Genomic DNA, 13,772 nt, shown 5'->3' on the forward strand with positions numbered 1-13,772 from the left:
GGCCGTGCGTGTCGTCCTGATCCTTGCCGCGCTGGCGCCGCTGGCCGGCTGCGGCGTCCTGAGCCCGATCCCCGCCTGGGAGCTGGTGAAGGGTGCGGGCACCGCGACCTCGACCGCGCTGGCGACCAGCGCGCCGGCCAAGGCCAGCAACACCGTGCATCACGGCGACGCGCCGGTGCGCGAGGTGTGCATCGAGTTCAACCGCAATGCGCCGCTCGAGGACTTCGTCCCCGCGCTGCAGGCGGAGCTCAAGGGCCAGGGCGTGGAGAGCCGCGTGTACGAGGCCGGCACCGGCCTGCGGCAATGCGGCGTGTGGCTGCGCTACGTCGCCACCATCGAATGGGGCGTGCCGCCGATGGCGAGCAACTACCGCGCCAATCTCAGCGCCGCGTCGCTGAGCCTGCATCGCGCCGACGGCACGCTGCTCTCGAGCAGCAGCTACGTCGCCGACGAGAACTTCGGCCTGGCCCGCTGGGCCGGGACGCGCAACAAGATCGCGCCGGTGGTGAAGGCGCTGGTCACCGGCTTCCAGAGCTGAAGGGGAGGAAAGTGATGGCGATGAATCCTTGCGCCCGGCGCGGGCCGGGCCGCACCCGCGCGGCCGCGGCGATGGCCGCGGCGCTGCTCGGCGCCTGCGCGAGCGCGCCGCCGACGGTGCCGGGCCCGATGCTGGTCGCGCCGCCGCAGGCGCCGATGTACATCGAGCGGCCCAACAACGGCGCGATCTATCAGCCGGGCATGGCGCCGGCCTCGCTGTTCTCGGGCGAGAGACGCCCGAGCGCGATCGGCGACACGCTCAAGGTCGACATCCAGGAGACCCTGAAGGCGAGCCAGAAGCAGAAGACCGACACCGCGCGCGACAACAAGCTCGCGGTGCACGGGCCGGGCGGCAAGAGCAACATCGGCGCGGTGGAGCGGCTGCTCAACGTGGATGCCACGGCCTCGGGCAGCGACTCGTTCAAGGGTGGCGGCACGACGGAGACGGACAACAGCTTCGTCACGCAGGTGGCGGTGAGCGTGATCAACGTGCTTCCCAACGGCAATCTGCTGGTGGCCGGGGAGCGCAACGTGGGCCTGAACCAGGGCGTGAACACGCTGCGGTTCTCGGGGATCGTCAATCCGCGCGACATCCGCCCCGGGAATGTCGTGGCGTCGCGAGACGTGGTGAACGCGAGCCTGGAGAGCGTCGCGCAGGGGGATGTATCGGAGGCCTCGTCGCGCAGCTGGCTGCAGCGCGTGCTGGCGAGGAGCCTGTCGATCTGGTGATCGCCGCGCGGTCAATCCGCAAACCGGACCGGCGCCACGGCCCTTATCGACCGATCGGCGCGGGCGGTCCGCTTCTATAAACCCACGATTCGCCGCCAGGCCCTTGCGAATTTCCGTGCGTCGCACGGAGGGCGGAGCCTTGTCCGGCGGACTTCATCCAGAACGAGCATGAACACGAGAGGGACGCGAGCGCCGCACAGCGGCGGGCCGGAGACGACGAACGACGACTGGCTGGCCGATGGCCAGGTCCGGACGTATCGGCGCGGCCAGAAGATCATCGAGGCCGGCAGCCCGCTGGCCGAATGGATCGCGATCAGCGGCGGGGCGGCCTACCTGGCGGCGAAGGTCGCGGCGGACACGCGCGTGGCGGTGGCGGCGCTGTGGCTGGGGGACGTGATCGGGGCGGATTCGCCGCTGGGCAAGCTGGCGGCGCGCTACGACGTGACGGCGCTGGTGGACGTTACGACGATCCACATTCCGCTGCCGCGGATGAAGGATCCGCACGCGCCGCTGCGCGACGCGGCGACTGGCGAGCTGTACGCGGCGACGGCGTCGCGGCTGCAGGACCAGATCACGATGCGGCTGGCCGGCAATGGTTTCCAGCGGCTGATCAGCGTGCTGGCGACGCTGGCGGCGGCGCTGAGCAGCACGCCGCGGCCGGGGACGCTGGGCAACAGCCTGGCGCTGCCGGTGTCGCAGGCGAGCATCGGACAGCTGTCGGGCTTGTCGCGGCGGCAGACCTGGATCTACCTGGGCCAACTGGCGGAGCGCGGCTGGAGCCGGACCTCGCGCACGAAGGTGACGCTGGAGGGCCTGAACGCGTGGCTGAGCCTGATGGGCGAGGTGGAGACGCGCGGGCTGGACTGCATCGGCGGCATCGAGCAGTGCGATGCGACGCTGTCGGAACTGGCGGCGTCGAAGGGGCTGCGCCGCTAGGGCGTCGCCGGGCGGTGGCGGCGGATCACGCGAAGCGGATCTCGGCCGCCATCTGCGCGGCCATCGCCGGCCCGAAGCTGTTGAGGTTGCGCAGGATCAGCGTGTGGTGGCCGATGATCTGCGGCGCGGTCAGATCGCCGTTGGCGATCGTCGTGTGGCCGTCCTCGACCAGGGTGACCGCGTAGCCTGAGCTCAACGCGCGGCGCGTGGTGGTGTCGACGCAGAAGTCGCTCTGCGCGCCGCAGACGACGAGGTGGTCGGCGCCCAGGCCCTTGAGCACCGCATCGAGCTCCGTCTTGTGGAACGAGTCCGGCGAGGTCTTGAACACGCGCCGGTCCTCGGGCCGCGCATGCAGGCGGTCGTCGAGCTGCCAGCCTTCGCTGCCGTGGCGCATCGGCTCCCAGGCCTCTTCCTCATGCTGGACGAAGATGATCGGCGTGCCCGTCCCGCGCGCTCGCGCGATCAAGCCGTTGACGCGGCCGATCACGGCGTCGATGTCGTGGCAGGCGTAGTCGCCCTGGCACAGCACGCGTTGGAGGTCGATGATCAGCAGGGCGGTGGACATGGCTGGCGACGATCCGTGGTTGAAGCGGGTCAGCATACGGCGAGGGCCAGATCGAGCCGTTCGTCACCGCCGACGGCCACCAGGCCAGGCCCGCCCCTCAGAACTTGTAATTCATCACCACCCGCAGCGCGCGGTTGTCGCCGCGTGCGTTGTTGGGCTTGTCGAGGTTGAGGTTGTCGCCGCCGAGCCGGTTCGCCGGCTGGCCGGCGGCCGGCGCGTTGCCGATCCAGTCGTCGAAGCCGTTGTAGTTGTCCACGCCGAACACGTTCAGCACGTCCAGCCGCAGTGCCACTTGATGGGGGCCCATCTTGAAGCGCTTGCCGATGCTGATGTCCACCTGCCGGAAACTCGGCGAGTCCCCTTCCTGCAGGAAACACTGCGGCGTGCCGCCGACGCAGTTGGTCAGCCGCCTCGGGAAGCCGCTCGCATAGGTGCCCTTGGCCGAGAACGTCAGCCCCCACGGCAGCAGCTTGTCCGTCATGAACGCGCCCACCAGCCGGTGCCGGTCCACCAGCGTGCTCGGGTTCCAGCCCCGGCCGCTGCGCCCATAGGTCCAGTCGAAGGTGTCGTTGCTCCACTGGAGATTCGTCGTCTTCGCGTCGCTGTAGGTGTAGGCCAGCGTCGCGGTCCAACCCGAGGCCTCCGTGTAGGGCTTGTCCGCCTTCACGAACACCGAATCGGTCCGCGTCCTGCCGATCGAATCACCCAGCACCAGCTGCCCGTAGCCGTCGGGTCCGCCCCACAGCGGATCGATCGCCGACTGCCGCGCGAAGCCGCCGTTGGGATCGCGGTTGCCGCTGAACCAGACGAACTGGTTCCTGGCCTCGACGCGGCTGATCGCGATCTCGCCGTTCCAGCTCGGCGTCAGCGCCTGCCGCAGCCCGAGGCTGAACTGGTCCGCGTAGGGCATCTTGAGGTCGTTGCGGATCAGCCAGATCTCGCCACCGGGCGCCTGGTTCTTCTGCAGCTCGTCGAGCGCGTGATTCGCCATCGTGCGGTCGTAGCTGCGGCCGTAGCCGCCGAAGACCACCGACCTGCGATCGCCGAAGACATCGTAGGAAAAGCCCAGCCGCGGCGCGAAGGCGTTCTTGAACGCCTGGCGCGAGTTGCCGTTGCTCACGTACTGCGACACGTCGATGCCGCCCTTGGCGAGCGACTGCGCATAGGTCTGTCCCGCCGCCGGCGCGATGCCATAGCGCGTGACGTCCGGCGCCAGCAGCGCGGCCACGCGATCCGCCGGCGTCGCGTAGCGGTTGTTGAGCATGTTGTCCTCGTAGTCCCACCGGACGCCGAGGTTGAGTTCCAGCTTGTCCGTGACGCTCCAGTCGTCCTGCAGGTACAGCCCCCACTGCCGGTTCTTGAAATTCGCCACCGCCGGCGCCGCGGCGCGCGTGATCTTGCACTGGTCGCTGCTGGTGCCGTTGTTGGAGACGGTCGTGCCGGTGCAGTTCGTGCCGTCCCAGTAGGGCAGGCCGGTGACGGTGTCGATCAGCACCTCGACGCGGTCGACCGAGCTGGCCGTGCCGCTCAGGTCGTAGCGCATGTCCTTGAGCTTCACGCCGCCCTTGATCACATGGCCATCGGCGCCGGTGAAGGTCAGCTCCTCGGACAGGAAGCTGCCGCGCTGCTGGCGGCGCTGCGCGTCCGGTGACCCGCCGTCCAGGATCACGTCCTGCGAGGCCGTCAGCGCCTGCGGCGTCGAGGTCGAGACCTTGTAGCGGACCAGCGGCGCATTCGCCGCCGAGCGCGGATTCCACACGTAGTCCTCGTAGCCGATGCGCGCCTCGCTGAGCCAGTCGCCGCGCGACCACTCGTGCTTCAGGTCGACACGGGTCTCGTCGTTGCGGCGCTGCTTGTCGTTGCCGGGCAGCGAGAGGTTGCGGTCCTCGGCGATGCGGTCGGTCTCGCGCCGCAGCCGCGCGCTCAGCGTCAGCTTGTGCTCGTCGTTGAGCTGCGCGTCGAGCTTGCCGAACAGCAGGTCCTCGTGGAACGGGTCGACCTGGCTGCCGCGCCGCGCCAGCAGGTCCGGGACGATGCCCGCGTTCGGCAGCTTCTCGAAGTTCTGACCCGCGATCTGGCGCGAGTCCTCGATCCGCTTGCCGTCGTAGGCGACGAAGAAATGCAGCTTGTCCTTGACGATCGGCCCGCCGACGCTGCCGCCGTATTCGTACTTCTGCGAGGACGGCCGCGGGACGCCTTGCGCCTCGCGCTCCTTCTCGAGCGAGTTCATCGCGCGCCAGTTGGTGCCGGTGCGGTCCGCATAGACCTCGCCATGGAATTCATTGGTGCCGGACTTGGTCACCGCCGTGATCGCCGCGCTGCTGACCTGGTCGAACTCGGCCTTGTAGTTCTGCGTCAGCACCTTGTATTCGGAGATCGCCGACTGCGGGAACGGATTGCCGCGCGAGTTGTCCTGCCCGCTCAGCCCGCCGCGCAGGATGTTGTTCTTCTGGCCCACGCCGTCGATGAACACGTTCAGGTGGTCGAAGTCCTGCGCGCCCGACTGCACGCGGCTCAGCCCGCTGGCATCGCTGGAGAAGGCCACGCCCGGCGCGAGGTCCGCGGCGCTCAGGAAATTGCGGGTGTTCTGGGGCAGCGCCTCGATCATCCGCTGCGACACCACGGTGCCGACCTGCGAGTCCTTCACCCCTTGCCGGATCGCGGAGCCCTCGACGGTCACGCGGCTCAGCTGCACCGGATCGCCGGCGCCGGACGGGGCCGCCGCGAGGTCAAGCGCGGCGCTCTCGCCGACGGACAGCGTGATGCGTTCGGTCTTGAGCGGCGCGCCATCGGCGCCGAGCACGCGGACGACGTACTCGCCCGGCGCGATGCCCACCAGGGCATAGCGGCCGTCCGCCCGCGTGGCGGTGCGATAGCGCGCGCCGGTGGCGGTGTTGGTCGCGGTGACCGCGAGTCCGCCGGCCTGCGTGCCGGCTGGCGCGGTGACGAGGCCGCGGACCGTCGCCCGGCTGACCTGGGCCTGGGCGCAGGGAACGAGCGCGGCGCCAAGCGCGATGGCGATCGCGGCGGCGAGGGCGTGCCGGGAAGGGCGGGGCGCGGTCATGAACCGCGCATCAGGTGGTCGGGCCGGCCTTGGCGCGACGCATCTGGTCGGCGAAGACCTGTTCCAACGACTTCTTTTCCGGCAGCACGTAGACGATGCCGCCGCGCTGGCCGAAGGTCGGCCACAAGGTCTGTTCGAAGAACTTCACAGGCATGTTGATGCAGCCATAGCTGATGCGGTTGTCCTTGGGCGTCGGTGACGCGAGGCGCTCCAGCCGGCGCTCCGCCGGGTTGGTCACGCGCACGCGGTGCATCGAGACGGCGGCGTCGTAGTCGACCCACAGCACGTCCTCGTGGCCCGCGTTCTTGCCCGGCTGCGCGACGAAACGGCCGGCCGGCGTGGTGCGCTCGGACGGGCGCACCTGCGCGATCGGCCGCAGGCCGATGCCCGCGACGCTGTCGTCGCCCGCCGCGTAGCCCAGCAGCACCGGCGTGGTCGCCTGCAGCTTGCCGTCGGCACTGAACACCAGCACCTGCGCCTGGCGCTTGTCGAGGATCGCGAACGGACGCCCGTTGTGATCCCAGCCGGCCATCACCCACTGCGCGAGCTGGCGGGCCTGCTTTGAAATCCGGGCCTTCCCGAAATCGGCCTTGCCGGACCGCGGCACTGGCGCGGCGGCTTGGACGACCGGTTGGACCGGAGAAGGCGTGGTGTGTTTGGCCACGACCGGCGGGGCCGGCCGCAGCTGCTTCATGACGAAGGTCGCCGCCGGCCAGGCCAGCAGCGCGCCGGCCAGGCCCAGGGCCAGACCTTGGACCGCCCACCCCGCGCGTTCCCGCGCGGGCTCCGACATCCACGACGGCATCGGCTTCGGCGGAGGAGGATCGCCGGAGAAATAGCCGCTGGAGGCGCGCAGCATGGTGGGCTTTCGGGAGAGGTCAGGTCAGGGGCGGGGCGGCGTGCGGGCATCACCGGTCAGTTGTGGTCAGTTGCGGTCGGCGCGAGGGGCCGGCGTGCCGGCGCTGGTCGGCTCGCTGGGCAGCTGCGACGGCTGGCTCTGCTGGTTCTGCCACTGATCCGACGACTGCGGCTGGGTCTGCTGCGATTGCGGTTCCGGCTGCGTCTGCTGGGACTGGGTCTGCGATTGCGGATCCGTCGCCTGCTGCGATTGATCAGCCGGCGTCATGCTCTGCTCGGCCGGCGCGGCCTGCTGGGCCGGATCGGTCTGCGTCGCGGGGTACTGCTGTTCCTGCGTCTGCGGCTGGGTGGACTCGGTCGAGTTCTCCACCTGCGCATAAGCCAGGCCCAGCACGCTGGCGAAGGCGGTCAGGGCAACGGCACCGGTCACGAGGGGCTTGGTCACGTTCATTCAGTCTCTCCTTAGGGCTTGAGGGGCCGATCGGTGGAGATCGGTTAGGACCTACTGTGGACCGTGGCGGGGAGGGCGTCCGTGGGTTGAAGTCGCGTGCTTCTGTAGGACAAACGGCAGGTTTCACCGAGATACATCCGCGCTCCAGCGGCACCTTCCATCGGGGCAAACGCGGGGCCCGCCAGCGCTCGGCGGGTGCGGGAAAGTCCCTCCCGGGCTCTCCGGTGCGTCCCGGATTGCGCGCGAACATCGCCCGAAGTACGCGGTCCGAATGCACGTACCGCCCAGCGCACGATAGGCACCGGCTGTCGGTTTCGTGCGATAGATGTCCGTTCGCTATGTGGGGTTGTCAGTGAATGTCAATGACATGCGTCAATATCGCGCCCGCCGCAAGCGTTCTGAGCTTGATATTTCACCGCGTAACGAGTGAGCGTGTCCTAACCGCTCTGCAACTGCCACGCGAATGGGGTCATCGGAACACGGGACGCGGCCGATCAGGGTGCCGGGGAGGGTTCCGGCCGGGTCGCCCATCAGCGGGCCGCGTCGCGGCCGCCAATCATTGTTTGAGGAGGACCCATGTCTACTGTGCTGACCGACCCGAGCGTCGGATCCGCCGGCTCGAGCTGGCTGGACAAGGAGCGCACCATCGCCGCTCCTGGCTTCAACCGCTGGCTCGTGCCGCCGAGCGCGCTGGCCATTCACCTGTGCATCGGGATGGCCTACGGCTTCTCGGTGTTCTGGCTGCCGCTGTCGAAGATGCTGCAGACCGCCGGCGCCGGCGCCGCGTGCGGCAAGGACGTGGGTTTCTTCGCCCAGCTGTTCGCCACCGATTGCGACTGGAGCGTCGCGACGCTGGGCTGGATGTACACGCTGTTCTTCGTGTTCCTGGGCTGCGCCGCCGCGATCTGGGGCGGCTGGCTGGAACGCGCCGGTCCGCGCAAGGCGGGCCTGGTGTCGGCCGTGTGCTGGTGCGGCGGCATGCTGATCTCCGCGATCGGCATCCACACCCACCAGTTCTGGATGATGATCCTGGGCTCCGGCGTGATCGGCGGCATCGGCCTGGGGCTGGGCTACATCTCGCCGGTGTCGACGCTGATCAAGTGGTTCCCGGACCGCCGCGGCATGGCCACCGGCATGGCCATCATGGGCTTCGGCGGCGGCGCGATGATCGGTTCGCCGCTGGCGGTGGAGCTGATGAAGCGCTTCGCCACCCCGACCGACGCGGGCGTGATGCAGACCTTCGTCGTGATGGCGCTGATCTACTTCGTCTTCATGGTCGCGGGCGCGCTGGGCTACCGCGTGCCGCCCACCGGCTGGAAGCCGGAAGGCTGGACCCCGCCGGTCGCGCAGTCGGCCAACACCATGATCACGCAGCGCCACGTGCACGTGAAGAAGGTCTGGGGCATCCCGCAGTTCTGGCTGGTGTGGATCGTGCTGTGCATGAACGTGTCCGCCGGCATCGGCGTGATCGGCATGGCCAGCCCGATGCTGCAGGAGATCTTCGGCGGCTCGCTGATCGGCGTGCCGGCCAAGTTCAGCGAGCTGGACAAGACCCAACTGGCCGCCATCGCGGCGATCGCCGGCGGCTTCACCGCGCTGCTGAGCCTGTTCAACATCGGCGGCCGCTTCGTGTGGGCTTCGCTGTCGGACAAGCTGGGCCGCAAGCTGACCTACACGGTGTTCTTCGTGCTGGGCGGGCTGCTGTACGCCTCGCTGCCCAGCAGCGCCGCCGCCGGCCACAAGCTGGCCTTCGTGGCCGCGGTCTGCGTGATCCTGTCGATGTACGGCGGCGGTTTCGCCACCGTGCCGGCCTACCTGGGCGACCTCTTCGGCACGCAGATGGTGGGCGCGATCCACGGCCGCCTGCTGACCGCCTGGGCCACCGCCGGCATCCTGGGCCCGATCGTCGTGAACTACATGCGCGACTATCAGCTGGGCCTGGGCATCCCGCGCGAGCAGGTCTACAACCAGACCATGTACATCCTGGTGGGCATGCTGGTCATCGGCCTGATCGCCAACCTGGCCATCCGTCCGGTCGCCGACAAGCACTTCATGACCGACGCCGAACTGGCGGTCGAGAAGCAGCTGGCGCACGAGAAGGCGGCCGCCAATGAAGTGGGCAGCGGCCCGGGCACCGGCAAGGCGACGCCGGCGGCGCTGGTCGCGCTGGCCTGGCTGGCCGTGGGCATCCCGCTGGCCTGGGGCATCTACCGCACGCTGCTGAGCGCGTCGAAGTTCTTCAGCTGATAACCCTCGGTGCACGGCGCGGGTGACCAGCGCCGATACTGAGACCCACGATGGCAGGCCTCGGTCTGCCATTCTTCCTTCTTAGCGAGGGGCGGGCCGGGCGCCGGGCCGCGGCCCGTTCCATCCGGGGATACACATGAGCGATCAGAAGATCCACTTCTACAAGGGACCGGCGGGCGGCTGGGGCGCGCTGAAGAGCGTCGCCAAGCACCTGCAGCAGCAGGGCATCGCCGTGAAGGGCGCCAGGACGCTGCTGTCGGCCAACCAGCCGGACGGCTTCGACTGCCCGGGCTGCGCCTGGCCGGACCGGGATCACCGCTCGACCTTCGAGTTCTGCGAGAACGGCGCCAAGGCCATCGCCGCCGAGGCGACCTCGCACCGCGCCACGCCGCAGGTGCTGGGCGGCCACACGGTCAGCGAGCTGGCGCAGTGGTCCGATTTCGACCTCGAGAACCTGGGCCGCATCACCGAGCCGCTGGTCTACGACGCCGCCAGCGACCGCTACGTGCCCATTGCCTGGGACGACGCCTTCGAGCTGATCGCCGCGCGGCTGAACGCGCTGGAGGATCCGAACGAGGCGATGTTCTACACCTCGGGCCGCGCCAGCAACGAAGCGGCGTTCCTGTACCAGCTGTTCGTGCGCGAGTTCGGCACCAACAACTTCCCCGACTGCTCGAACATGTGCCACGAGCCGTCCGGCCAGGGCCTGAAGCCGACCATCGGCATCGGCAAGGGCACGGTGACGCTGCACGACTTCGAGCAGGCGGACGCGATCTTCATCTTCGGCCAGAACCCCGGCACCAACCATCCGCGCATGCTGGGCGAGCTGCGCGAGGCGGCCAGGCGCGGCTGCCGGATCGTCAGCTTCAACCCGCTGCGCGAGCGCGGCCTGGAGCGCTTCGCCGATCCGCAGGACAAGATGGAGATGGCGACGCTGGGCAGCACGCCGATCTCGACGAACTACTTCCAGCTGCGCATCGGCGGCGACATGGCCGTCATGAAGGCGCTGTGCAAGCGCGTCTTCGAGCTGGACGACGCGGCCGTCGCCGCGGGCGGCGAGCGCGTGCTGGACCTGGGCTTCATCGCCGAGCACACGCAGGGCATCGAGGCCTTCGAGGCCAGCATCCGCGCCGAGAGCTGGGAGGCGCTGGAGGCCGAGTCCGGCCTGTCGCAGGAACAGCTCTGCGCCGCCGGCGATCTGTACGCGCAGGCCAAGCGCGTGATCATCTGCTGGGGCATGGGCATCACGCAGCACCAGCACTCGGTGGCGACCATCCAGCACATCGCGGCGCTGCTGATGCTGCGCGGCAACCTGGGCCGTCCGGGCGCCGGGGCCTGCCCCGTGCGAGGCCATTCCAACGTGCAGGGCGACCGCACGATGGGCATCTACGAGAAGCCGCCCAAGGCGCTGCTGGACCGGCTGGGCCAGGTCTTCGGCTTCGAGCCGCCGCGCGAGAACGGCTACGGCACGGTCGAGGCCATCCAGGCGATGCTGGACGGCAAGGGCAAGATCTTCTTCGCGCTGGGCGGCAACTTCGCCTCGGCGACGCCGGACACGGTGGCGACCTGGAAGGCGCTGCGCTCGACCGAGCTGACGGTGCATGTCACGACCAAGTTCAACCGCAGCCACACCATCCATGGCAAGGAGGCGCTGGTGCTGCCCTGCCTGGGCCGCACCGAGATCGACATGCAGGCCGGCGGCCCGCAGGGCGTGACCGTCGAGGACTCGATGAGCATGGTGCACATCTCCAGCGGCATGAACGCGCCGGCCTCGGAGCACCTGCTGTCCGAGCCGATGATCGTGGCGCGCCTGGCGGCGGCGACGCTCAAGGGCCGCTCCAGGACGCCGTGGCTGTGGCTGGTCGAGGACTACTCGCGCATCCGCGACAAGATCGAGGAAGTCTTCGACGACTTCAAGGGCTTCAACGAGAAGATCAAGACGCCGGGCGGCTTCCGCCTGCGCAACACCGCGTCGGAGCGGGTCTGGAACACGCCCACCGGCAAGGCCAACTTCATCCCCCACGCGCTGCCGACGGACACGCCTTTCCACCTCGCGCAGGCGCGGGCGATCGAGCACAAGACGGTGGTGTTCAACCTGGCGACGGTGCGCTCGCACGACCAGTACAACACGACGATCTACGGCATGGACGACCGCTACCGCGGCGTCTGGGGCCATCGCCGCGTGGTCTTCATCAACCGGGACGACCTGCGGCAGATCGGCATGAAGGCCGGCCAGTGGGTCGACATCACCAGCGTGTACAGCGACGGCGACACGCGCCGCGCCGAGAAGTTCGTGCTGATCGAGTACGACATCCCGCGCGGCTGCCTGGCCAGCTACTTCCCGGAGACCAACGCGCTGGTGCCGCTGAGCAGCGTCTCGATCGGCGCCGGCACGCCGACGTCCAAGTCCATCCCGGTGGTGCTGACGCTGCGGCCGCAGGACGAGCCGCTGCCGCAGGACCAGGCCCGCTCCGTCGCGGGCGCGGGCGCCTGACCGGGCCGCGGGAGAACTGGCCATGAACGCCGCCGCCGCGCCGGATGCCGCCGCCGATGAGGTCCCCGAGCGCCTCGATGACGGCGGCAGCGACGGTGACATGGCCGCGCAGGCGCGCTTCGCGCTGGAGACGCTGGCGGAGCTGGATGGCGGCAACGGCGTCTCGCTGCCGCGGCTGGCCAAGCGCACGGGGTTGCGGGTCAGCGTGCTGCTGCGGCTCTACACGCTGATGAGCGACGCGCGCGTCGGCGATGAGCAGGGGCCGGGCTGGGTCCGGCTGCATGTCGACGAGGACGGCAGGTGGATCGCGCGGCTCACGCCGGCCGGGCGCGGCGATGGCGATGGCGATGGCGAGGTGCCGCCATGACGGCCTGCCCGCTGCCGGGCGAGGCCGCGCCGGACGACGACGCGCCGCTGCCGTCCGCGCTGATCGCGGTGCGGCCGGAGCGGCTTGGCGCCGCGCGCGCGGCCGACGAGGAGTTCGTCGCCGAGGAGGTGCCGGTCGCGCTCGAGTACAACGGCCTGTCGCACGCGGTGATGCTGGCGACGCCGCTCGATCTCGAGGACTTCGCGCTGGGCTTCTCGCTGACCGAGGGGCTGCTGGCGTCGCCGGCGGACCTGCTCGACGTGGAGGTGCGCGCGCGGCCGAATGGCGTGGCGCTGCAGCTGCGCGTGACCGCGCGCTGCGAGGCGCTGCTCAAGGAGCGCCGGCGCAGCATGGCGGGGCGCACCGGCTGCGGCCTGTGCGGGACGGACAACCTCGACCAGGTGTTCCGTCCGCCGCAGCGGCCGGTGCCGCCGCTGCCCGGCGGGCTTGGCGATGCCGCCGCGCTGGTGCCGGCCCTGTCGCGCGCGATGCGCGAGCTGGCGCAGGCGCAGCCCTTGCAGCAGCGCACCGGCGGCATTCACGCCGCGGCCTGGTGCCGGCCCGATGGCGAGGTCGTGCTCGTGCGCGAGGACGTCGGCCGCCACAACGCGCTGGACAAGTTGATCGGCGCGATGGCCCGGGCGGGGATCGATGCCTCGCAGGGTTTCGCGGCGGTGACCAGCCGCGCCAGCTTCGAGATGGTGCAGAAGGCGGCGCTCGCGGGCATGCCGATGCTCGCGGCGGTCAGCGCGCCGACGCATCTGGCGATCCGCACCGCGCAGGCCTGCGGGCTGCGGCTCGCGGGGTTCGTCCGAGAGGGGCGGGCGACGCTGTACGCGTGACGCCGTCTCGCGCTGGGTTGGCTTCTCAGAACTTGCAGGCCATGCCCAGCTGGGCGGCGATGTCGACCTGCGTCGAGCCGTCGCTCTTGCGCCCGAGCTTGGACGGCATGCGGAAGCGGCCGGCGCATTCGGTGGCGTCGAGTCCGATTCCGCGCAGGAACTGCTTCGGGCCGTCCATGCCGACGCTCAGCGCGTGATGCGCGCGCTTGGGCGGCGGACCGATGGGCGCGCCCTCGCGAGGCAGTTCGATCACCTGGATGTCCAGGCCTTGATGCAGCATCGCGCTGCCCGTGGCGTTGGCGGGGGTGCCGCCTTGCCAGGGCTGCATGCGGGACCTCAGCGTGGCGAGTGAGGCCCGCAGCGACAAGGGGGCGCGGGCGGCGTTGGCGGGCTCGCTGGCGGCGGCGGAGGGAGTAGCGGCGGCGGAGGGAGTAGCGGGGGCAGAGCTCGGCGGCGCGGTCGCAGACGCGAGCGCGATCACCGGTGCGGCATCGACGAGGTGGTCGGCATCCTGTTCCGGCCCCGGGCGCCCGGACTGCGCGAAGGTGCCGGTGCAGGCGCAGGCGCAGGCGCAGGCGGTGCCAAGTGCCGCTGCTGCGGCCGTTCTCCGCCACCGCGAGGCGCGCCGGCTGCCGGCGCCGGCCTGTCGACTGCGATCGCTGCCCATGCTGACCTCCATCCG

The 13,772-nt window shown here is 70.0% G+C and carries 12 protein-coding genes; 7 read left to right on the forward strand and 5 right to left on the reverse strand.

Annotated elements, in window-relative coordinates; genetic code table 11:
• The first annotated feature begins 4 nt into the window (after positions 1 to 4).
• The 3 genes from ACEN96_RS04255 to ACEN96_RS04265 all read left to right on the forward strand — a co-directional run bounded on the left by ACEN96_RS04255 (position 5) and on the right by ACEN96_RS04265 (position 2,202).
• Positions 5 to 538 carry a cell division protein FtsI gene (locus ACEN96_RS04255; protein ID WP_495586814.1) on the forward strand — a complete coding sequence of 178 codons (534 nt, stop codon included), beginning with the start codon at positions 5 to 7 and terminating at the stop codon, positions 536 to 538.
• Between the two features lie 14 nt (positions 539 to 552).
• On the forward strand, positions 553 to 1,266 hold the full coding sequence (locus ACEN96_RS04260) for a flagellar basal body L-ring protein FlgH (RefSeq protein ID WP_495586815.1): 714 nt from the start codon (positions 553 to 555) through the stop codon (positions 1,264 to 1,266).
• Positions 1,267 to 1,434: 168 nt separating this feature from the next.
• Positions 1,435 to 2,202, forward strand: coding sequence for a Crp/Fnr family transcriptional regulator (locus ACEN96_RS04265; RefSeq protein ID WP_495586817.1), 768 nt, complete (start codon positions 1,435 to 1,437; stop codon positions 2,200 to 2,202).
• A 25-nt stretch (positions 2,203 to 2,227) separates the two neighbouring features.
• On the opposite strand, the gene ACEN96_RS04270 is transcribed toward ACEN96_RS04265, so the two are convergent.
• From ACEN96_RS04270 to ACEN96_RS04285, 4 genes are all read right to left on the reverse strand, one after another.
• Positions 2,228 to 2,767: a cysteine hydrolase family protein gene (locus ACEN96_RS04270; RefSeq protein WP_495586818.1), complete on the reverse strand. Its 540-nt coding sequence runs from the start codon at positions 2,765 to 2,767 to the stop codon at positions 2,228 to 2,230.
• 97 nt (positions 2,768 to 2,864) lie between these two features.
• Complete coding sequence (locus ACEN96_RS04275) at positions 2,865 to 5,831, reverse strand: TonB-dependent receptor (RefSeq protein ID WP_495586820.1); 2,967 nt, start codon at positions 5,829 to 5,831, stop codon at positions 2,865 to 2,867.
• 10 nt (positions 5,832 to 5,841) lie between these two features.
• Complete coding sequence (locus ACEN96_RS04280) at positions 5,842 to 6,690, reverse strand: hypothetical protein (protein WP_495586821.1); 849 nt, start codon at positions 6,688 to 6,690, stop codon at positions 5,842 to 5,844.
• Positions 6,691 to 6,756: 66 nt separating this feature from the next.
• Positions 6,757 to 7,140 (reverse strand): hypothetical protein, encoded by a 384-nt coding sequence (locus tag ACEN96_RS04285; protein WP_495586823.1) that lies wholly within the window; start codon positions 7,138 to 7,140, stop codon positions 6,757 to 6,759.
• 576 nt (positions 7,141 to 7,716) lie between these two features.
• On the opposite strand from ACEN96_RS04285, the gene ACEN96_RS04290 reads away from it, so the two are divergent.
• From ACEN96_RS04290 to fdhD, 4 genes are all read left to right on the forward strand, one after another.
• On the forward strand, positions 7,717 to 9,387 hold the full coding sequence (locus ACEN96_RS04290; RefSeq protein WP_495586824.1) for an OFA family MFS transporter: 1,671 nt from the start codon (positions 7,717 to 7,719) through the stop codon (positions 9,385 to 9,387).
• Between the two features lie 136 nt (positions 9,388 to 9,523).
• Positions 9,524 to 11,881 carry an FdhF/YdeP family oxidoreductase gene (locus tag ACEN96_RS04295; protein ID WP_495586825.1) on the forward strand — a complete coding sequence of 786 codons (2,358 nt, stop codon included), beginning with the start codon at positions 9,524 to 9,526 and terminating at the stop codon, positions 11,879 to 11,881.
• Between the two features lie 22 nt (positions 11,882 to 11,903).
• Positions 11,904 to 12,248: a hypothetical protein gene (locus ACEN96_RS04300; protein ID WP_495586827.1), complete on the forward strand. Its 345-nt coding sequence runs from the start codon at positions 11,904 to 11,906 to the stop codon at positions 12,246 to 12,248.
• The gene (gene fdhD / locus ACEN96_RS04305) at positions 12,245 to 13,090 is read left to right on the forward strand and encodes a formate dehydrogenase accessory sulfurtransferase FdhD (RefSeq protein WP_495586828.1); all 846 of its coding nucleotides are present in this window, start codon (positions 12,245 to 12,247) and stop codon (positions 13,088 to 13,090) included. Before ACEN96_RS04300 ends, fdhD begins: the two co-directional genes overlap by 4 nt.
• Before the next feature lie 25 nt (positions 13,091 to 13,115).
• On the opposite strand, the gene ACEN96_RS04310 is transcribed toward fdhD, so the two are convergent.
• Positions 13,116 to 13,757: a hypothetical protein gene (locus ACEN96_RS04310; RefSeq protein ID WP_495586829.1), complete on the reverse strand. Its 642-nt coding sequence runs from the start codon at positions 13,755 to 13,757 to the stop codon at positions 13,116 to 13,118.
• Between the last annotated feature and the right edge of the window lie 15 nt (positions 13,758 to 13,772).

It is taken from the genome of Roseateles sp. Mitsp63 (genome assembly GCF_059491535.1).

Coding starts and splice junctions, on each gene's coding strand:
- ACEN96_RS04260 (WP_495586815.1), top strand. CDS start 553: ATGGCGATGAATCCTTGCGCCCGGCGCGGGCCGGGCCGCACCCGCGCG.
- ACEN96_RS04265 (WP_495586817.1), top strand. CDS start 1,435: ATGAACACGAGAGGGACGCGAGCGCCGCACAGCGGCGGGCCGGAGACG.
- ACEN96_RS04270 (WP_495586818.1), bottom strand. CDS start 2,767: ATGTCCACCGCCCTGCTGATCATCGACCTCCAACGCGTGCTGTGCCAG.
- ACEN96_RS04275 (WP_495586820.1), bottom strand. CDS start 5,831: ATGACCGCGCCCCGCCCTTCCCGGCACGCCCTCGCCGCCGCGATCGCC.
- ACEN96_RS04280 (WP_495586821.1), bottom strand. CDS start 6,690: ATGCTGCGCGCCTCCAGCGGCTATTTCTCCGGCGATCCTCCTCCGCCG.
- ACEN96_RS04285 (WP_495586823.1), bottom strand. CDS start 7,140: ATGAACGTGACCAAGCCCCTCGTGACCGGTGCCGTTGCCCTGACCGCC.
- ACEN96_RS04290 (WP_495586824.1), top strand. CDS start 7,717: ATGTCTACTGTGCTGACCGACCCGAGCGTCGGATCCGCCGGCTCGAGC.
- ACEN96_RS04295 (WP_495586825.1), top strand. CDS start 9,524: ATGAGCGATCAGAAGATCCACTTCTACAAGGGACCGGCGGGCGGCTGG.
- ACEN96_RS04300 (WP_495586827.1), top strand. CDS start 11,904: ATGAACGCCGCCGCCGCGCCGGATGCCGCCGCCGATGAGGTCCCCGAG.
- fdhD (WP_495586828.1), top strand. CDS start 12,245: ATGACGGCCTGCCCGCTGCCGGGCGAGGCCGCGCCGGACGACGACGCG.
- ACEN96_RS04310 (WP_495586829.1), bottom strand. CDS start 13,757: ATGGGCAGCGATCGCAGTCGACAGGCCGGCGCCGGCAGCCGGCGCGCC.